Here is an 18,127-nt window from a genome sequence, read left to right as displayed (position 1 = left end):
CGGCTAAGGTGGCGCCCCCGATTTGGAGCCCCCGATGCCGCGTCCTGCCTGGTCCCTTTTTGCCTACCAACTGATCGAGCCTGACGAACAGCTGGATCTGTTCGCCTGCCAGGAAGTGCGGGTGCATCTGGTGACCCGTCAGCTGGAATTGGGCGGCTCGGCGGACCGAACCTTGTGCGGCAGTCTGTTACCGGCGCAACCGCGCTGGTCGAGCGTCGACCGTAGAGTGTTCCAGGACCAGCGTCTGTGCTCGCTGTGCCGGGCCATTCTGGAATCGCAAAAACGCGGCACCTCGCCGATCTGGCCCGAGTTGCGGTTCGAGCTTTAGGGCCCTGTGGCGAGGGAGCTTGCTCCCGCTGGACTGCGAAGCAGGCCTAAATTGGGATTCTGCAGTCAGAACGCATTTACCGGTTTTACGACGGCTACGCCGCCGAACGGGAGCAAGCTCCCTCGCCACAGACAAGCTCCCCACAGGTAAGTCCCCTCACCGCCGATCCCCCCAACCACAGGTCTTTACGTCTCCCCGAAATAACGGGCGGCGGTGTACAATCCCGTTTTTATACCCTTGTCGATCATGCGAAGGATTTTCCGGATGTTGCCGCGCTTTCCCGCCGTCACCCGCTGCCTGTCTCTTGCCGCCCTCTGTGTCGCGGGTCCGGTAGCAGCATTGGAGCTACCCCTGCCACCCCCTGGTGAAGACATCATCGGCCAGGTGCAAGTGATCAAGGCCAAGTACGAAGATACCTTCGCCGACCTTGGCACCACCTACGATCTGGGCTATTCGGAAATGGTCGCGGCCAACCCTGGTGTTGATCCATGGTTGCCGGGCGCAGGTACCGAAATCGTGCTGCCGACACGCTTCATCCTGCCGCCAGGCCCGCGCGAAGGCATCGTCATCAACCTGGCTGAATACCGTCTTTACTATTTCCCGAAAGGCCGGAACGTGGTGTACACCTTCCCGCTGGGTATCGGCCGTGAAGGCTGGGGCTCGCCGATTGCCCACACCAGCATCGTCGCGAAGACACCGAACCCGACCTGGACGCCTCCAGCGTCGATCAAGGCCGAGCACGCCGCCGATGGCGATCCACTGCCGAATGTGGTGCCGGCCGGCCCGGACAACCCGCTGGGGCCGTTCAAGTTCACGCTGGGCACTCCGGGCTACCTGATCCACGGCTCGAACAAGAAGTTCGGTATCGGCATGCGCACCAGCCACGGTTGCTTCCGCATGTTCAACAACAACGTGCTGGAAATGGCTGGCATGGTGCCAGTAGGGACGTCGGTGCGCATCCTCAACGACCCGTACAAGTTCGGCCTCAGTGGCGGCAAGGTTTATCTGGAAGCGCACACGCCGCTGGACGACAAGGGCAACCCTTCGGTAGTCGACAAGCACACCGCAGTGATCAATGCGATGCTCAAGCGTGAGGACATCACCAACAACTTGCGCATGAACTGGGATGTTGTGCGTGACGTCGTTGCCGCTGAAGATGGTCTGCCGGTGGAAATCGCCGTGCCGAATGCGTCGGCACCGATGGTATCGAGTGCGCCGATCGACCTGCAGCAGTAAGCGTTAAAGCAACCCGCCGACGCAGGCCGCGTCGGCGGGTTTTTTATGGCCTGCAGAAACGGCGGGCAATAAAAAAGCCGACCCAAAAAAATGGGTCGGCTTGATAACAATCCCGAAGGACTATTACTTGCGGCTAGCTTTTTCCAGCATGCGCAGAGCACGCTCGTTAGCTTCGTCAGCAGTCTGTTGTGCTTTTTGAGCAGCAGCCAGAGCTTCATCAGCTTTACGGTAAGCTTCGTCTGCACGAGCCTGGGAGCGAGCTGCTGCGTCTTCAGTAGCAGTCAGACGTGCTTCGGTTTCTTTCGATACGCTGCTGCAACCGGTAGCCAGAACTGCGGCCAGAGCCAGAGCAGAGAATTTCAGAACGTTGTTCATCGTGTTCCCCTTCAAGGACTTTCTATTAAGTAGCTGTCTCCTCAGAGTGAGGAAATAGCCGGCGTACATACTACCCATTACTTGTAGTAAGTAAACTGACGTAGAGCAAGAAGCAAAAAAAATTGTAGGCGTTGATTCTTTTTCGAGCAACTTTTAACTGCATTGTATAAAAAATATCCAGCTGCGAGGCCCGAGCTGAGCGAGCCGCCGAGGAAAAGTTCCCGGTGCCGGCAGCTGTTTTTCAGTCTCGACTAAAGTCTGTCTAGATGGAATCGTCCACACTTTTGTTCGAATTTTGCGCAGCGGTCCTCATATCTTTATCCATGTTGAGGTGACTTAAACAAAGGGCGCTCGTCTTATGTCTCAATATCCGGCAATGTTCAGGCCTGAACTCGGGAATATCCCGTTCGAGCCACCCCTGCATTACCCCAGGCAACACCCGCCTGCCAGCATGACGAGCGTCCCTTGAGCATTTCTGCCAATGGTGCCTACTATTTGATACGTGCTCGGTTTCGCGAGATTGGTGTTGCTCTCTCGGTGTCCATTCAGGCACGGGGTGGCGTAGATGTTCCTTCGCCGGAAAAACATCGGTAAGGTAGGGGTCAGAATTAAAGACCCGCGAGGAGTAGTGATGAGCGAGGCGTTGTCCATCCACCATGACCAGGCTGGTCATCAGTTCGAGACCACTGTGGACGGTTATCGTGCCTACCTGACCTATATGGATCTGGGAAAACAGACCCTGGATATTTATCGTACCTTTGTGCCCAACGCGCTGCGTGGTCGCGGCATCGCGGCGGCGTTGACCGAGCAGGCACTGCAATACGCCGAGGAAATGGGCTACACGGTCATTCCATCGTGTTCCTACGTGGAGCGCTACATGGAGCGTCACGCACGGCATGCCTCCAAGCTGTGAATAAAGCGAACGCATAAAAAAACGCCAGGTTTAAGCCTGGCGTTTTTTTATGCGTGAAACGAAATGGCGATCAGCTGCGATCGCGTTTCGGCAGCACATCCTTGAGCTTGGCGTGCATGCTGCGCAAGGTGTTTTCGGTGGCGGTCCAATCGATGCAGGCATCGGTGATCGACACACCGTATTGCAGGTCGGCGAGGTCTTTCGGGATCGCCTGGCAGCCCCAGTTCAGGTGACTTTCGACCATCAGGCCGATGATCGACTGGTTGCCTTCGAGGATCTGGTTGGCGACGTTCTCCATCACCAGCGGTTGCAGGGCCGGGTCCTTGTTGGAGTTGGCGTGGCTGCAGTCGACCATGATGTTCGGCTTGATCTTCGCTTTGTTCAGCGCTTGCTCGCAGAGCGCGACGCTGACCGAATCGTAGTTCGGTTTGCCATTACCGCCGCGCAACACCACATGACCGTAGGCGTTGCCCTTGGTGGTGACGATCGACACGCCACCTTCCTGGTTGATACCCAGGAAACGGTGCGGGCTGGACACTGATTGCAAGGCGTTGATGGCCACGGTCAGGCCGCCATCGGTGCCATTCTTGAAGCCGACAGCCGAGGACAGGCCGGAAGCCATTTCACGGTGAGTCTGGGATTCGGTGGTGCGTGCGCCGATCGCCGACCAGCTGATCAGGTCCTGCAAGTATTGCGGGGAGATCGGGTCGAGGGCTTCGGTCGCGGTCGGCAGGCCCATCTCGGCCAGGTCCAGCAGCAACTGACGACCGATGTGCAGACCATCCTGAATCTTGAACGAGTCGTCCAGGTACGGGTCGTTGATCAAGCCTTTCCAGCCGACGGTGGTGCGTGGCTTCTCGAAATACACGCGCATGACCAGATACAAAGTATCGGACACTTCGGCTGCGAGCACTTTCAGGCGCTCGGCGTATTCGTGGGCGGCCTTGATGTCATGGATCGAGCACGGCCCGATCACGACGAACAGGCGGTGGTCGGTGCCATCAAGAATGTTGCGAATGACTTCGCGGCCTTTGGTGACAGTGCGCAGGGCAGCGTCGCTCAGAGGGATATCACGCTTGAGCTGATCGGGAGTGATCAGGGTCTCGTTGGAGGCGACGTTAAGGTCGTTGATCGGTAAATCAGCCATCGTTTACTCGTCAGGTCACGGGTGCCGGCCGCCAGCGAACCCGCGCGGCGGAGCACAGCAAATTAAGCGCGTCGGGGAGCTGAACCTTAGCGCGTTACACCGTGGCTCGACAATGGGCAGACAGCGGTTTAATCCCGCGCAGGCTATGCAAATGCCTTGCGAACCGTGTCGTGGGAGAACTCGTCTGCGTGCAACTGGACCCATTCGAGGGCCAGGGTCTGGTTGTTCAGCTGTTCGCTTTGGGGTTCGTGCTGACGGCAGTAACGTTCGATCTGGCAAACCTGCTCGCCCATTCGCGCACTGAACAGGGTCTGTTCGTCGATAAAAGCGATGCCCACCAGATAGCCGCGTTTTCGTCGCAGGCACCAGGCCACATAGCCCAGGTAACAGATTGTGGTGCTCAGGGTCGGCATGCGCACTTCTAGTGCGGTGCCTCGTCGCCACGCGCGGTGGTAATTGCAAGCCATGCCGCCGAGGCTGATAGTGTGCAGCTGTTGCCGCGAAATGCACTCATGTTTGAGCAACGTTAATTCGACGGGTACATCGTCAGGATGAGGAAGATAACGTCCCATGAACACGGACTCCCTGTGTCGGCCATCTGACATCGTTTCTCCCAGTATAGTGGTTGAATCGGAACTGACCGATTTCGACGCCGACCAACGGTTGCTGGCGATGAGCGGCATTTCCCTGGTGATTTTTACCAGCGTCGGCTGCGCCAGTTGCCGTTTTGCCCGTGAGCAACTGCCCAGGTTCGATCTGGCGGTCGATCGACTGTGCTGGATCGATGCCGGAAACAATGGCGGGGTGGTCGAGCGTTATCGGGTGTTTCATTTGCCGGCGCTGTTTGTGGTGCGCGACGGTGAGTTCTTCGGGGCGCTACAGTCGCGTCTGACCCGCACGGCGCTCAATGAGGCCGTGGGTCAGGCGCTGAGTCGACAAGCAGAGGAGTTGCCATGACAGACACAGTGGTCAAGCCGAGAATCGGCATTATCGGGACCGGCGCGATCGGTGGTTTCTATGGAGTGATGCTGGCGCGTGCCGGCTTCGATGTGCATTTCCTGTTGCGCAGTGAGTTTTCAGCGGTGGCCGAACGCGGCTTGCATCTTGATCATGCGTCGTTGGGCCCGCTGGTCCTGAACCCGGTCCAGGCCTATTCGTCGGCTGCAGATATGCCGCCGTGTGACTGGTTATTGGTGGGCGCCAAGACCACCAGTAACGCGGATTTGGCACCGGCCATTATTCAAGCCGCGGCGCCTGATGCCAAAGTGCTGCTGCTGCAAAATGGCCTGGACGTCGAAGACAGTCTGCGCGAGTTGCTCCCCGATTCGCTGCACCTGCTCGGTGGGCTCTGTCTGATCTGCGTCCATCGCGCCGGCCCAGGGGTCATTACCCATCAGGCGCTCGGTGCCGTGAACGTCGGCTACCACAGCGGCCCCGCCGCCGATGAACAGGCGCGCATGAACATCGTCGAGGAGGGCGCCGGGCTGTTCCGCGCCGCCGGCATCGACGCCCAAGCCATGCCGAACCTGCATCAGGCGCGCTGGCAGAAACTGGTCTGGAATATTCCCTACAACGGCCTGTCGGTTCTGCTTGGGGCCAGCACCACGCCGTTAATGGCGGATGCCGACAGCCGCGCCCTGATTCAGGCCTTGATGGCCGAAGTGGTTCAGGGGGCCAAGGCCTGTGGTCACGACATGCCGCCGGGTTACGCCGATTATCTGTTCATGATGACCGAGAAAATGCCCGATTATTGGCCGAGCATGTACCACGACTTCCTGCACAAGCGGCCGCTGGAACTGGACGCAATCTACACTCGGCCACTGGCCGCGGCGAAGGCGGCGGGATGTGAATTACCGCGAATCGAAGTCTTGTATCGCAGCTTGAGTTTTATCGACCGACGTCATCACTGAGTCGGTCAAAGGAGAGGGAAGGCATGGCCAATGGTATAGATGACAAACTGGTGCTGGCGATTTCTTCGCGAGCACTGTTCGACTTGAGCGAGAGTCACAAGGTTTATCTGTCGAGCGGTGTCGAGGCCTATCGGCAATACCAGATTGAACACGAAGACGAAATTCTCGAGCCCGGCGATGCGTTCCCGTTAGTCGAAAAACTCCTGAACCTGAATGCCCGTCTCGGCCGTGCCCGGGTCGAGGTAATCCTGGTGTCGCGCAACAGCGCCGACACCGGCCTGCGGGTTTTCAACTCGATCCATCACTATGGCCTGGCGATCTCGCGTGCGGCATTTGTCGGCGGGCGCAGTCCTTATCCGTACCTCAAGGCCTTTGGCTGCGACCTGTTTCTTTCGACCCATTCCGACGATGTGCGCAGTGCGCTGGATGCGGGTTTCGCCGCAGCGACTATTCTGTCGGGCGGTGCCAGTCGCGCCGCCAGCGATGAGTTGCGCATTGCTTTCGACGGTGACGCGGTGCTGTTTTCCGATGAGTCGGAGCGGGTCTATCAGTCGGGAGGCCTGGCGGCGTTTCAGGCCAGCGAACGCGAGTCGGCCCGCGAGCCTCTGCGCGGCGGGCCGTTCAAAGGCTTCCTCGCAGCGCTCAACCTTTTGCAGCGCGAGTTCCCCGATGATGCCTGTCCGATCCGCACCGCGCTGGTGACCGCGCGCTCGGCACCGGCTCATGAACGGGTGATCCGCACCTTGCGCGAATGGGACATCCGTCTGGACGAATCGCTGTTCCTTGGGGGGCTGACCAAATCGGCGTTTCTCGAAGCCTTTGCCGCCGACGTATTTTTCGACGATCAGGCCGGCCATTGCGAGCTGGCCCGCGAAGTGGTCGCCACCGGTCACGTGCCGCATGGCATCAGTAACGAGCCGTCGATTTAAAGCGCTGCGGTTCGATGCGCGGAGCCGAACGCCGTACTCGCCACGGCACTGCTAAGCTGAATCAATCTCCGCCATGTTGGCATTAAAGGAGGTCACTATGATTCATTCGATGCTGTATGCCACCGACCTCGGTCTGTATGCACCTTTTGTGATGCAGCATGCGTTGGCACTGGCTCGAACATTCAATGCCGACTTGTATGTGGTGCATGCGGTTGAGCCAATGGGGTTGTTCGCCGAATCTGTGCTTCAGAGTTACCTCGATGAGCAGGCCTTGAACGAGTTTCACAGTCAGGGTCTGAATACGGTAATTGCCAATATCGAGCAGCGGGTGCTCGACAGCTTTCGCGAAGAACTGGGGGATGAGGGGGAGCAGGATTTGCAACGGATTCGGGCAGTGCGGGTGCTGCAGGGCGATCCGTCGCAGGTGATTCTCGACCAGGCGCAGAAACTCTCCGTCGATTTGCTGATCGTAGGGAGTCACAGTCATGGCGCTGGCGCGGAAACGCCATTGGGCCGAACAGCTGCGCGCGTGTTGCAACTGTCCAGGGTGCCGGTCTATCTGGTGCCGCTGATGGAGCGTCGGCGCAAAGGGGATCGCTAGGACACGAATAATGGCATTTTGATAAAAAAGTTCTAGATTTATTAATCAAACCATTAATATAGTTATATATCGTCGCTGATGCCCGTGGCGTCTACCTGCTTTGAGGGATTCATATGAAGCTTCAACAATTGCGCTACATCTGGGAAGTGGCGCACCACGACCTCAACGTTTCAGCTACAGCCCAAAGCCTCTACACCTCGCAACCGGGCATCAGCAAACAGATCCGTCTGCTGGAAGACGAATTGGGGGTCGAGGTTTTCGCCCGCAGCGGCAAGCACTTGACCCGCGTTACCCCGGCCGGCGAGCGCATCATCACCACCGCTGGTGAGATCCTGCGCAAAGTTGAAAGCATCAAGCAGATCGCCCAGGAATTCTCCAACGAGAAAAAAGGCACCCTGTCGATCGCCACCACGCACACCCAGGCGCGTTACGCGTTGCCACCGGTGATCAGCAATTTCATCAAGCAATACCCGGACGTTGCCCTGCACATGCACCAGGGTTCGCCGATGCAGATCGCCGAGATGGCCGCTGACGGCACCGTCGATTTCGCCATCGCCACCGAAGCGCTGGAGTTGTTCGGCGACTTGGTGATGATGCCGTGCTACCGCTGGAACCGCTGTGTGGTCGTGCCTCAGGGCCACCCGCTGACCAAGCTGTCGAAGCTGACTCTCGAAGCCTTGGCCGAATACCCGATCGTGACTTACGTGTTCGGTTTCACCGGCCGTTCGAAACTCGACGAAGCCTTCAGCCATCGCGGTCTGACGCCGAAAGTGGTATTCACCGCGGCCGACGCCGACGTGATCAAGACTTACGTTCGTCTGGGCCTGGGCGTGGGGATCGTGGCGAAAATGGCGGTCGACACCAAGCTTGATAGCGACCTGGTAGTGCTCGATGCCAGCGAGTTGTTCGAATCCAGCATTACCAAAATCGGTTTCCGTCGCGGCACGTTCCTGCGTGGTTTCATGTGCGACTTCATCGAGAAATTCGCTCCGCACCTGACCCGCGAAGTCATGGCCAAGGCCATTCAGTGCCACAACAAACAGGAACTGGAAGAGCTGTTCGACGGCGTCGAACTGCCGGTGCATTAATCGTCAATCGTCTTGCCTAGACCACCTCGGTAACAGAAAACTGTTGCCGAGCGCCCGCCACCAGAATCTCCACTTCGTCCCCTTCGAACTTGCCCAGCAGGCTTTTGCCCAGCGGCGAGCGGGGGGTGATGACGGTAATCAGTTGCCCCACCAGATCAACCTTCAGCCCGGCCGCGTCGGGGGCCAGGAATAGCCATTGTTCGCGCCCCTTTTCGTCCTCCATACCGAGCAGGGCGCCGACTTCGATACCGCGCTGATCATCATAAGGCCGCAGTGTCAGGTTCTGGCAAAGGGTCAATGACTGCCTGATTTCTTCCACTCGTCTGGCCTGTCCGGCCGCCAGGTAAGACGCCTCCAACCCCAGGGTGTCGTATTTGTTTTCGGCGATGTTTTCTTCGTGGGTCGCGGTTTCGTAAGCGGTTTGCGCGGCTCGCTCGGCGATGTCGAGATCGATCCGCAGCTTGTCGATAATCAGTTGGTGGACGGTCGGCTTGTGCATAGAGAGCTTCATGATCAATCGCAGAATTGCAGGACGTTGGCGCGGCTTTTTTCGCTCGGCGCAGTTTGATTCTGCTGCAGCCAGAACTGGCATTTTGGATTGGACAGATTGTGTTTGCTGCTTCTGGCCTGTTCCACCAGTTGCTGCTGTTCATTCCTGCGCAGGTGGTCCTCGTACTGTTCGAACATCGGGTTCTGCGGGGCAGGTTGCTCAATCACCGGCGGCTTGACCAGTTGTTCCACCGCCTGGGCCAAGGGCGCCAATTGCTCGTTGAATAACAGGCGCCAGGCGAGCCAGCAAGTCAGTGCGATCGCGATGAATCCCAGCCACAAACCGAGGGCAATGCTGCCGGTCAGTTGCAGCGCATTAAACTGGATCGGCAAGGGACGGCGCGGGTTGGGACGGTAGGGCATTACTGCCTCCTGGCGGGGGTCGCGGGCAAGTGGCGATTGTCGCATGAAGATTAATCTCCGTCGGCTCTTCTGCACGGGGTAATTTATGCGGACAATCGGCGCCTTTGCCAACGGGAGCCTGGAATGCCTGAAATGAAAATCCGCTGGGATATTTTTTGCACCGTGGTCGACAACTTCGGCGACATCGGTGTGACCTGGCGTCTGGCCCGACAACTGGTGGCCGAACATTCAGTGGCGGTGCGCCTGTGGGTCGACGACCTGCGGGCCTTCGAGCGTTTGTGTCCGCAAATCGATATCAACGCTGCGCAGCAGTGGCAGCAGGGCGTCGAAGTGCGACAGTGGTCGGCCGACTGGCAACCCACTGAAGCCGCTGATGTCGTCATTGCCGCATTCGCCTGCCAATTGCCGAGTGCCTACATGGAGGCCATGGCCGAACGGGAAAAACCGCCGCTGTGGATGAACCTCGATTATCTGAGTGCCGAAGACTGGGTCGTCGGCTGCCACGGCTTGCCGTCGGTGAAGTACAAGAACGTGCAGAAGTTCTTTTTCTTCCCGGGGTTTCGCAAGGGCACCGGTGGCTTGCTGCGTGAAAGAGGATTGCTGGAGCGACGTCGGCAGTTTCAGCAAAGCCCGCAAGCTCAGCAAGTATTCCTGCAAGGCTTGGGAATTGATCGCGCGCCGAATGCACAGCTGATCTCGTTGTTTGCCTACGAAAATACCGGGCTGGCCAGTTGGCTCGACGCGATGGCAGTCGATTCGACGCCCACTCATCTGCTGGTGCCCGAAGGCCGGATTCTCGGCGACGTCGAACGTTGGCTCGGGGTGGATGGGCTGAAGGCCGGAGCGGTGCATGTGCGTGATGCCTTGACCGTGCAAGTGCTGCCGTTCGTCCGGCAGGATCAATATGACTTGCTGCTGTGGAGCTGCGATTTTAACGCCGTGCGCGGCGAAGACTCCTTCGTCCGCGCCCAATGGGCAGGTCGGTCGCTGCTCTGGCACATCTATCGGCAGGACGAAGACATCCATCTGGACAAGCTCGATGCTTTCCTGGCCCTGTACACCCAAGGCCTGTCCGAGCCGGCTGGCGAGGCGATCAGCGGTCTATGGCGGGCATGGAATGCAGGTGAGACAATGACTGATCACTGGAAATCAACCCGCAAACATTGGCCTGAACTGGAAAAACATGCCGAGACATGGTGTCTGGAACAAGCCTTGCAGGCTGATCTTGCCGCAGCGCTGGTACAGTTTTACCTAAATTGGATATGATACGCGGCCTAGATTTTTGTAAATCCCATCCAAATTCGGATATTCGCAATGAAAACTGGTAAAGAACTGAAACCCGGTACCGTGATCCGTCTCGAAAACGATCCTTGGCTGGTTCAGAAAGCTGAATTCACCAAGTCGGGTCGTAACAGCGCGATCATGAAGACCAAGCTGAAAAACCTGCTGACCGGTTACAAGACCGAGATCGTTTATAGCGCCGACGACAAGCTGGACGACGTAATCCTCGACCGCAAAGAAGCCACCCTGTCCTTCATCAGCGGCGACACCTACACGTTCATGGACACCACCGACTACACCATGTACGAGCTGAACGCTGAAGACATCGAAGCCGTTCTGCCTTTCGTTGAAGAAGGCATGACCGATGTTTGCGAAGCGATCTTCTTCGAAGAGCGTCTGGTTTCCGTAGAACTGCCGACCACCATCGTGCGTCAGGTTGACTACACCGAAGGTTCCGCTCGCGGTGACACTTCCGGCAAGGTGATGAAGCCTGCCAAACTGAAGAACGGTACCGAACTGTCGGTTGCTGACTTCATCGAAATCGGCGACATGATCGAGATCGATACCCGCGAAGGCGGTTCCTACAAAGGCCGTGCTAAATAAGCACAGCTTCAGGAATGAAAAAGCCCGACCATTGAGTCGGGCTTTTTTGTGGCTGCAATTTCAGGCTCAACAGTGACCCCTGTGGGAGCGAGCCTGCTCGCGATGGCGGCTTCACATTCAACAAAGATGTTGACTGATCTACCGCTATCGCGAGCAGGCTCGCTCCCACAGGTTTTTTATTTCAAGTGTTGCTTGAGCTCCTCAGACGCTTGCAACATCGCCGAACGCACCGCGGGCACCTGGCTCACTACGTTGAGCAAACCATAGTCGTGGATCATGCCGTTGTAGCGCACCGCCGTGACCGGTACGCCAGCCTCGTCGAGTTTGCGGGCGTAGGCTTCACCCTCATCGCGCAGTACATCGGCGCCGGCCGTCTGTACCAGAGCGGGTGGCAAGCCCTTGAGTTGCGCGGTGGTCGCCCGCAGCGGTGAGGCGTAGATCTCGTTCCGTTGTTTGGCGTCGGTGGTGTAGTTGTCCCAGAACCACTTCATCATGTTTTTGGTGAGGAAGTGCCCCTCGGCGAACTGGTTGTAGGACGCCGTCTCGAAGCTGGCGTCAGTCACCGGCCACAACAACACCTGGAACCTGATCGCCGGCGTGCCTTTATCTTTGGCCATCAGCGCAACCACGGCCGCCATGTTGCCACCGACGCTATTGCCCGCCACGGCCAGACGTTTGCCATCGACGTTGATCTCTTTACCGTGCTCGGCCACCCACTTCGTCGCCGCGTAAGCCTGATTGATCGCCACCGGGTAATGCGCTTCCGGCGACGGGGTGTAATTGACGAACACCGCCGCCGCGCCCGAACCCGTTACCAAGTCGCGAACCAGTCGTTCGTGGGTCGGGAAGTCCCCCAGCACCCAACCACCGCCGTGGAAGAACATGAACACTGGCAGCTCGCCTTTGACCCCGGCCGGCCGAACGACTGTCAGGCTGATCGATTGGCCGTCGACCTGAATGGTCTTCTCGCTGACATCGGCTTTGGGCAACGTCAGTTTTACCCCGGCCTGCGCACCCACCAACACCGCGCGGGCATCGGCAGGGGTGAGCTGCTCCATCGGTTTGCCGGTTCCGGCATTCAGCACGTCAAGGAACGCTTGGGTGTTGTGTTCAACCCCATCGCCTGCGAATGCAGTGTTGATGGACAGGGCGAGAAGAGTACCGGTCAAGACTTTGCTGAAAGTGTTCATATTCATTTCCTGTTCGACCTTGGAATCAGCGGTTAGACGGTAACGTGCAGGCGCACATCGACGTTGCCACGGGTGGCGTTGGAGTACGGGCAGACCTGGTGGGCGGCTTCTACCAGGTTTTGTGCATCGGCTTGCTCAAGACCCGGCAGGCTGATGTGCAGGTCGATGTCCAGACCGAAACCGCCAGGGATCTGGCCGATGCCGACATGGGCGGTGATCGAAGCGTCGTCCGGGATCTTGCGTTTGGTCTGGCTGGCGACGAATTTCAGCGCGCCGATGAAGCAGGCGGAGTAGCCAGCTGCGAACAGTTGTTCAGGGTTGGTCGCGGCGCCGCCAGCACCCCCCAGTTCTTTAGGCGTGGCGAGTTTGACGTCGAGGACGTTGTCGCTGGAGACCGCACGACCGTCACGGCCGCCGGTGGAGGTTGCGATTGCGGTGTAGAGAGTTTGCATGGTGTGAGCCTCATTCGGATTTTGGTGTTTTTGCGCTAAATGTTTGCGCGCTAAGTAAGTGCGAGGTGAATGTAGCTCGCAATTATTTAGTGCGCAAGATAAATTTTGAAGAAAATTTGACCCGAAATCGACGCGCGCGATTAAAAGTGTTGAGTTAGAGCTGTCGAGGCGGGATTTTCGCGGGGAGTTTTTTTCGAGGACAAGGTTAAACGGATTTTTGAGAGCGCTACAAAACAAATGTGGGAGCGAGCCTGCTCGTGATAGCGGTGTGCCAATCAACATCAATGCTAAATGTCACTCCGCTATCGCGAGCAGGCTCGCTCCCACAAGGGATTGGTGGTGTTTTGTAGGTTAGAGGCCGTCTTGCAGATGACTACGCAGCGCTTGAAGATCCGCTTGCAGCTTCTTCAACTGTTCCAGCGTTTGTCCGCTGGCGCCGAGGATGCACTGGGGGATGCCCCGCGCCTTGTCTCGCAGCGCACGGCCTTGCTCGGTCAGTTCGACAATCACCACCCGTTCGTCTTCACGGCTGCGGGTGCGGCTCAGCAGGCCTTCGGCTTCCAGGCGTTTGAGCAGTGGGGTGAGAGAGCCGGGGTCGGTCAGCAGTCGGGTGCTGATTTCGCCGACCGTCAACCCATCCTTTTCCCACAACACCATCATCGCCAGATACTGCGGATAGGTCAGGCCCAGCGCTTGCAGCAGCGGCTTGTAGACCTTGGTCATCAGCAGCGAGGTGGAATGCAGGGCGAAGCAGACTTGATTGTCCAGCAGCAGGTCGTCGCAGTTATCCGGGTTGTTGCGCTCGGTGTTCATTTCAAAGCCTTGATCAGTGATCGTCATGAATCTAGCGCGCGAATCTTTAATGCGCCAGATAATTCTGGACTAGTGGCGGTCCAGATTGGTTTGCAGTGCCAGATCCCACGGCGGGATGGGGCTGAAACGGGTCTTCAGGTATTCCAGCAACAAGCGGCTGCGCGAACTGGGTTGCTGCTCCAGGCGCAACGCATAAATACCGGTGCTTTCCGGTTTTGGCAGACCGTTTTCGCAGAACAGCGGCAGCAGTTCGCCGCGTAATAAATATTCGCTGGCCAGCCAGGTCGGCAAATGCGCGATGCCCAACCCAGCCAGTGCGCCGCACACCAGCGCCTCGGCATTGTTGGCGCTCATGCGGATTCGCGCTGGCCGGTGCAAATGCATCTGCCCATCTCGCTCGAAGCGCCAGGCGAACGGCGGAGCCAGGCCTTCCCAGTCGAGGCCATCATGGTCGATCAACTGCGCAGGCTCGGTTGGCACGCCACGGCGTTGCAGGTAATCGGGGCTGGCGCAGGCAATGCGCACCATACTCGCCAGCGGCGTGGCCACCAACCGGGTGTCGGCCATCTGCCCGGCACGCAACACCAGATCGACCTTGCCCAGGTTCGAGCCCTGCATGTCGACAAAACTGTCGATCAGGTGCAATTGCACGTCGAGACCAGGGTAAAGCGTCAGGAAATCGGCAATCACCGGCGCCAGATGTCGCCGTCCGAACGCTGCTGGCGCATCCACTCGAATCAAGCCTTCCGGCGCACTGCTAAGAGACACCGCTTCCGCCCGGGCCAGGCGCAGTTCAGCGACGATCCGCCGCGCACGCTCGGCAAAAGCCAGACCAGCCGGGGTAGCGCGCACGGCATGGGTGCTGCGAATGAACAACTGGCTGCCGACCGCGCTTTCGAGACTGTCGATGCGTCGCGCCACTGCCGAAGGCGTCAATGGATGGCGGCGGGACGCGGCGGAAAAACTACCGCTTTCCAGCACATCGAGAAACAGGCCAAGTTGTTCGGTCAATTGATTGGGGTTCATGGTTTGTTGGCGCTTGTGCGAAGTTGGCACAGCCATTGTGCGTTGCTGTGCGTTTCCCCGCCAGAGCCGACTGCGTAGGATGAACAGCCTGACAAAAGGAAATCGCCTGTGATTGAGTTTTTGATGTATCTGGTTTTTGGTGCGGCCTTGGGAACCCTCGGCGGACTGTTCGGAATCGGTGGCGGGCTGGTCGCGATCCCGCTGCTGGGCGTGTGGTTCGGTCTTGATCAGCAGATTGCCCAAGGCACGGCGCTGGTGATGGTGGTGCCGAACGTGATGCTGGCGCTGTGGCGCTATCACCAGCGCAATCGCATCGAATTGCGGCATGCGCTGCCACTGGCCTCGATGGGGTTTTGCTTCGCCTGGATTGGTTCGATCTGGGCGGTGGGCATCGATGCGCAAACCATGCGCTTGGGCTTCGTCGCTTTTCTGATCGCGCTGTCGGCCTACAACCTGATGCGAATGTTCACCACCAACGCACCGGCCTCGTCGCAGATGCGCTATTCCTGGCCGTGGCTGGGCGTGCTCGGCGCGGCTTCCGGGACCATGGGCGGATTGTTTGGAGTGGGCGGGGCGGTGGTGGCAACGCCGGTGTTGACCAGCCTGTTTGGCACCACTCAAGTAGTTGCCCAGGGTTTGTCCCTGGCACTGGCATTGCCAAGTACGGGCGTCACCCTGATGACCTACGCGGTGCATCATCAGGTGAACTGGACGATCGGTCTGCCATTGGCGATCGGTGGGTTGATGAGTATCAGTTGGGGCGTAAGAATTGCCCACACACTGCCGGAGCGACTCCTGCGCGGGCTGTTCTGCGGTTTTCTGGTGGTCTGTGCGGTGATGCTCGCGTTTAAAGTTTGAAGCCTTCGACGATGTGCTCGGCCAGGCATTCGGTGATCGGCGAAGGGTTGTTCAGGTTGCGGATCAGCATGATGCTGGCTTCCGGCAACAGCGGCAGGTCTTCGTTGGCGCCGAGAATGCGCATGTCCGGTGTGATCAGGCTTTCCAGCTGCGCGGTGATCGCCAGACCCGCGCTGACCACGGCCATCAACGCCGACAGGCTGGAGCTGTTGTAGGCAATGCGGTAGTCACGGCCCATGGCGTCCAGGGCGTTGCATGCCCAGAGGCGGCAGAAGCAGTCACTGTTGAACATCGCCAGAGGCAGCGGCGTCTGCTCATGGGCGCTGAAGCATTGGGCTTCGGCCCAGACAAAACGCTCCTTGCGCAACAATTGGCCAATCTCGTTACCCGGCTCGCGGGTGACAATGGACAGGTCCAGGTCCTGGCGCTGCAACAGTTGCCGGGTCGATTCGCAGTGAACCTCGATCTGGATCAGCGGGTAGAACTGCGCGAAGCGCGACAGGATGCCCGGCAGAAAGCGCATAACGTAATCATCGGGTGTGCCGATGCGCACGGTCCCGACCATGTGCGGCTCGCGCAGGGTATTGAAGACTTCGCTATGGAGTTTGAGGATGCGCCGCGCATAGCCCAGCAATACCTGGCCTTCGGCGGTCAGCTTGACCTGGCGCCCGTCGCGTTCGAACAGCTGGCGCTGCAACACGTCCTCTTCCAGGCGTTTCATCTGCATGCTCACCGCCGACTGGGTGCGGTTGACCATTTCACCGGCGCGGGTAAAACCGCCCTGATCGGCGATCGCGACGAAGGTGCGCAGTACATCGGTGTCGATACTGGGGTAGGCGGACATTCATCAATCTCCGAGATGTATGCCATCAGAAACATTCGTTGGATTGATCTTAGCGCTGGCGCGAGACTTGGGCCATCCCTAAAGGAGGGCTACACGATGAAAGGTCACAACGAGCATGTAACGGAACAAAAATTCTCAATCCACGCGGTATCCGATCTGCTGCACAAGTTTAGTCGCTGGTACGAACTTCACCGTGAACGTGAAATGTTGGCGAGCTTGAGCGACGAAGCACTCAAGGATATCGGCGTGAGCCGTGCGGATGTGGAGCATGAGACGGTAAGACCGTTCTGGGATGATCCGATGCATAAATGATGATGCCATCGCTACACAAACCACTTGCGGGTGAGGTAGGTTGCGAGCAGACAAGGAGATGCTCATGCCCGCCACACTGTCTTTTTCCCTCAAACAGGCTCGGCGTCTGGCGCTGGCTGCCCAAGGGTTCAACGGGCGCCAGCCGCCGGCGGCGATCAAAGCGGTTCAGCTCAATCGGCTGATCGAGCGCCTGGGCATTCTGCAGATCGATTCGGTCAATGCGTTGGTGCGTTCGCACTACCTTCCCTTGTTTTCCCGTCTTGGCAATTACTCATCCGACTTGCTTGACCAGGCTGCCTGGAGTCAGGGCCGTCGACGCACGTTGTTCGAGTACTGGGGCCATGAAGCGTCTTTGTTGCCCTTGTCGATGTACCCCTTGATGCGCTGGCGCATGCAGCGCGCGACCCGCGGCGAAGATATTTACCAGCAACTGGCGCGCTTCGGTCGTGAGCAGCAAGACACGATTCGCCGCGTTTTGGCGTCGGTTCAGGAACTCGGTGCGCTGGGTGCGGGCAGCTTGTCGACCCGTCAGGAGCGGGCAGGGCCGTGGTGGGACTGGAGCGCGGAAAAGCATGCGCTGGAATGGCTGTTCGCCGCCGGTGAAGTGACCGTGGCCGGTCGGCGCGGTTTCGAACGGCTTTATGATTTGCCGGAGCGGGTGATTCCTTCGGCGATTCTCCAGCAGCCTTTGCTCAACGAGGCCGAGGCTCAGCGCGGGCTGCTGCTGCATGCCGCCACGGCTTTGGGCGTCGGTACGGAAAAGGACCTGCGGGATTATTTTCGCTTGAGCCCTGCAGACAGCCGGCCGCGCGTGGCGGAGCTGGTCGAGGAGGGCGATCTGTTGGTCTGTGAGGTTGAAGGCTGGCGGCAACCGGCCTATTGCCTGGCAGAGCCGAAAGTGCCGCGCAAGGTCGAAGCCAGTGCGCTGCTTTCACCGTTCGATTCGCTGATCTGGGAACGCAGCCGCACCGAGCGGTTGTTCGATTTCCGTTATCGGCTGGAGATTTATACGCCGCAGCACAAGCGCATCTACGGCTATTATGTATTGCCGTTTTTGCACCATGAGCGGATTGCTGCGCGGGTCGACTTGCGGGCCGAGCGGGCGTTGAGCCGGTTGGCGGTGCATGCCGTGCATGAGGAAGAGCCGGGGCTGGATGAGGCGGGGATGTTGGCGTTGGCGGTCAATTTGCGGCAGATGGCGGATTGGTTGGGGCTGGAGCAGATTCAATTGAATTGCCCGCGGGCGAGTGCGGCGCGGTTGCGGGTGGCATTGGCACAGATTGGTGGTGATTGAACCGAAGCCATCGCG

Annotated in this window: 23 protein-coding genes; 13 read left to right on the top strand and 10 right to left on the bottom strand. The window is 58.7% G+C overall.

Annotated elements, in window-relative coordinates; translation table 11 throughout:
- Window positions 1-34: 34 nt before the first annotated feature.
- On the top strand, window positions 35-328 hold the full coding sequence (locus BK662_RS08545; protein WP_003226812.1) for a hypothetical protein: 294 nt from the start codon (window positions 35-37) through the stop codon (window positions 326-328).
- Between the two features lie 264 nt (window positions 329-592).
- Window positions 593-1,564, top strand: a complete 972-nt coding sequence (locus tag BK662_RS08540; RefSeq protein ID WP_123357706.1) for a L,D-transpeptidase family protein — start codon at window positions 593-595, stop codon at window positions 1,562-1,564.
- A 123-nt stretch (window positions 1,565-1,687) separates the two neighbouring features.
- On the opposite strand, the gene BK662_RS08535 is transcribed toward BK662_RS08540, so the two are convergent.
- Window positions 1,688-1,939 (bottom strand): outer membrane lipoprotein OprI, encoded by a 252-nt coding sequence (locus BK662_RS08535; protein ID WP_003172710.1) that lies wholly within the window; start codon window positions 1,937-1,939, stop codon window positions 1,688-1,690.
- 631 nt (window positions 1,940-2,570) lie between these two features.
- On the opposite strand from BK662_RS08535, the gene BK662_RS08530 reads away from it, so the two are divergent.
- The gene (locus BK662_RS08530; RefSeq protein WP_123357705.1) at window positions 2,571-2,852 is read left to right on the top strand and encodes a GNAT family N-acetyltransferase; all 282 of its coding nucleotides are present in this window, start codon (window positions 2,571-2,573) and stop codon (window positions 2,850-2,852) included.
- A gap of 70 nt (window positions 2,853-2,922) precedes the next feature.
- On the opposite strand, the gene BK662_RS08525 is transcribed toward BK662_RS08530, so the two are convergent.
- Together BK662_RS08525 and BK662_RS08520 are read right to left on the bottom strand one after the other, a co-directional pair.
- A complete protein-coding gene (locus tag BK662_RS08525; protein ID WP_008009435.1) occupies window positions 2,923-3,999 on the bottom strand; it encodes a 3-deoxy-7-phosphoheptulonate synthase in 1,077 nt (358 codons plus the stop codon).
- Window positions 4,000-4,142: 143 nt separating this feature from the next.
- Entirely contained in the window at window positions 4,143-4,571 is a 429-nt protein-coding gene (locus BK662_RS08520) for a PilZ domain-containing protein (RefSeq protein ID WP_123357704.1), read from the bottom strand.
- Here BK662_RS08520 and BK662_RS08515 point away from each other — a divergent pair.
- From BK662_RS08515 to cysB, 5 genes are all read left to right on the top strand, one after another.
- Window positions 4,570-4,956 (top strand): thioredoxin family protein, encoded by a 387-nt coding sequence (locus BK662_RS08515; RefSeq protein WP_123357703.1) that lies wholly within the window; start codon window positions 4,570-4,572, stop codon window positions 4,954-4,956. The two genes, BK662_RS08520 and BK662_RS08515, sit on opposite strands and share 2 nt — an antisense overlap.
- Window positions 4,953-5,909, top strand: a complete 957-nt coding sequence (locus BK662_RS08510; protein WP_123357702.1) for a putative 2-dehydropantoate 2-reductase — start codon at window positions 4,953-4,955, stop codon at window positions 5,907-5,909. The genes BK662_RS08515 and BK662_RS08510 overlap by 4 nt, the downstream gene beginning before the upstream one ends.
- A gap of 23 nt (window positions 5,910-5,932) precedes the next feature.
- On the top strand, window positions 5,933-6,838 hold the full coding sequence (locus BK662_RS08505; protein ID WP_123357701.1) for a 5'-nucleotidase: 906 nt from the start codon (window positions 5,933-5,935) through the stop codon (window positions 6,836-6,838).
- Window positions 6,839-6,935: 97 nt separating this feature from the next.
- Window positions 6,936-7,439 carry a universal stress protein gene (locus BK662_RS08500; RefSeq protein WP_123357700.1) on the top strand — a complete coding sequence of 168 codons (504 nt, stop codon included), beginning with the start codon at window positions 6,936-6,938 and terminating at the stop codon, window positions 7,437-7,439.
- Between the two features lie 113 nt (window positions 7,440-7,552).
- Window positions 7,553-8,527, top strand: a complete 975-nt coding sequence (cysB, locus tag BK662_RS08495; protein WP_007899921.1) for an HTH-type transcriptional regulator CysB — start codon at window positions 7,553-7,555, stop codon at window positions 8,525-8,527.
- Window positions 8,528-8,543: 16 nt separating this feature from the next.
- Here the strand turns inward: cysB and BK662_RS08490 are convergent, their stop codons facing one another.
- Together BK662_RS08490 and BK662_RS08485 are read right to left on the bottom strand one after the other, a co-directional pair.
- Window positions 8,544-9,026, bottom strand: a complete 483-nt coding sequence (locus BK662_RS08490; RefSeq protein ID WP_123357699.1) for a GreA/GreB family elongation factor — start codon at window positions 9,024-9,026, stop codon at window positions 8,544-8,546.
- A gap of 14 nt (window positions 9,027-9,040) precedes the next feature.
- The gene (locus BK662_RS08485) at window positions 9,041-9,439 is read right to left on the bottom strand and encodes a hypothetical protein (RefSeq protein ID WP_123357698.1); all 399 of its coding nucleotides are present in this window, start codon (window positions 9,437-9,439) and stop codon (window positions 9,041-9,043) included.
- A gap of 123 nt (window positions 9,440-9,562) precedes the next feature.
- Between BK662_RS08485 and earP the strand changes: the two genes are divergently transcribed.
- Window positions 9,563-10,705, top strand: a complete 1,143-nt coding sequence (gene earP / locus BK662_RS08480) for an elongation factor P maturation arginine rhamnosyltransferase EarP (RefSeq protein WP_123357697.1) — start codon at window positions 9,563-9,565, stop codon at window positions 10,703-10,705.
- Window positions 10,706-10,753: 48 nt separating this feature from the next.
- Window positions 10,754-11,323, top strand: coding sequence for an elongation factor P (locus BK662_RS08475; RefSeq protein WP_007943632.1), 570 nt, complete (start codon window positions 10,754-10,756; stop codon window positions 11,321-11,323).
- A gap of 176 nt (window positions 11,324-11,499) precedes the next feature.
- Here the strand turns inward: BK662_RS08475 and BK662_RS08470 are convergent, their stop codons facing one another.
- The 4 genes from BK662_RS08470 to BK662_RS08455 form a co-directional block, all read right to left on the bottom strand.
- Window positions 11,500-12,513: an alpha/beta hydrolase gene (locus tag BK662_RS08470; protein WP_123357696.1), complete on the bottom strand. Its 1,014-nt coding sequence runs from the start codon at window positions 12,511-12,513 to the stop codon at window positions 11,500-11,502.
- A 32-nt stretch (window positions 12,514-12,545) separates the two neighbouring features.
- The gene (locus tag BK662_RS08465) at window positions 12,546-12,965 is read right to left on the bottom strand and encodes an organic hydroperoxide resistance protein (RefSeq protein WP_123357695.1); all 420 of its coding nucleotides are present in this window, start codon (window positions 12,963-12,965) and stop codon (window positions 12,546-12,548) included.
- Window positions 12,966-13,316: 351 nt separating this feature from the next.
- Window positions 13,317-13,778 (bottom strand): MarR family winged helix-turn-helix transcriptional regulator, encoded by a 462-nt coding sequence (locus tag BK662_RS08460; RefSeq protein ID WP_123358125.1) that lies wholly within the window; start codon window positions 13,776-13,778, stop codon window positions 13,317-13,319.
- Between the two features lie 69 nt (window positions 13,779-13,847).
- Window positions 13,848-14,804, bottom strand: coding sequence for a LysR family transcriptional regulator (locus BK662_RS08455; RefSeq protein WP_123358123.1), 957 nt, complete (start codon window positions 14,802-14,804; stop codon window positions 13,848-13,850).
- A 123-nt stretch (window positions 14,805-14,927) separates the two neighbouring features.
- On the opposite strand from BK662_RS08455, the gene BK662_RS08450 reads away from it, so the two are divergent.
- Window positions 14,928-15,662: a sulfite exporter TauE/SafE family protein gene (locus BK662_RS08450; protein WP_123358124.1), complete on the top strand. Its 735-nt coding sequence runs from the start codon at window positions 14,928-14,930 to the stop codon at window positions 15,660-15,662.
- Here BK662_RS08450 and BK662_RS08445 read toward each other — a convergent pair.
- Window positions 15,652-16,506 carry a LysR substrate-binding domain-containing protein gene (locus tag BK662_RS08445; protein ID WP_007899911.1) on the bottom strand — a complete coding sequence of 285 codons (855 nt, stop codon included), beginning with the start codon at window positions 16,504-16,506 and terminating at the stop codon, window positions 15,652-15,654. The two genes, BK662_RS08450 and BK662_RS08445, sit on opposite strands and share 11 nt — an antisense overlap.
- A gap of 96 nt (window positions 16,507-16,602) precedes the next feature.
- Here BK662_RS08445 and BK662_RS08440 point away from each other — a divergent pair, with 96 nt between their 5' ends.
- Window positions 16,603-16,818: a DUF1127 domain-containing protein gene (locus BK662_RS08440; protein ID WP_032835366.1), complete on the top strand. Its 216-nt coding sequence runs from the start codon at window positions 16,603-16,605 to the stop codon at window positions 16,816-16,818.
- A 64-nt stretch (window positions 16,819-16,882) separates the two neighbouring features.
- The gene (locus BK662_RS08435) at window positions 16,883-18,112 is read left to right on the top strand and encodes a winged helix-turn-helix domain-containing protein (RefSeq protein ID WP_123357694.1); all 1,230 of its coding nucleotides are present in this window, start codon (window positions 16,883-16,885) and stop codon (window positions 18,110-18,112) included.
- Window positions 18,113-18,127: the final 15 nt, after the last annotated feature.

It is taken from the genome of Pseudomonas frederiksbergensis, from assembly GCF_003732275.1.
Lineage (GTDB): Bacteria > Pseudomonadota > Gammaproteobacteria > Pseudomonadales > Pseudomonadaceae > Aquipseudomonas > Aquipseudomonas frederiksbergensis_H.
This window is presented reverse-complemented; position numbering and strand designations above follow the sequence as displayed.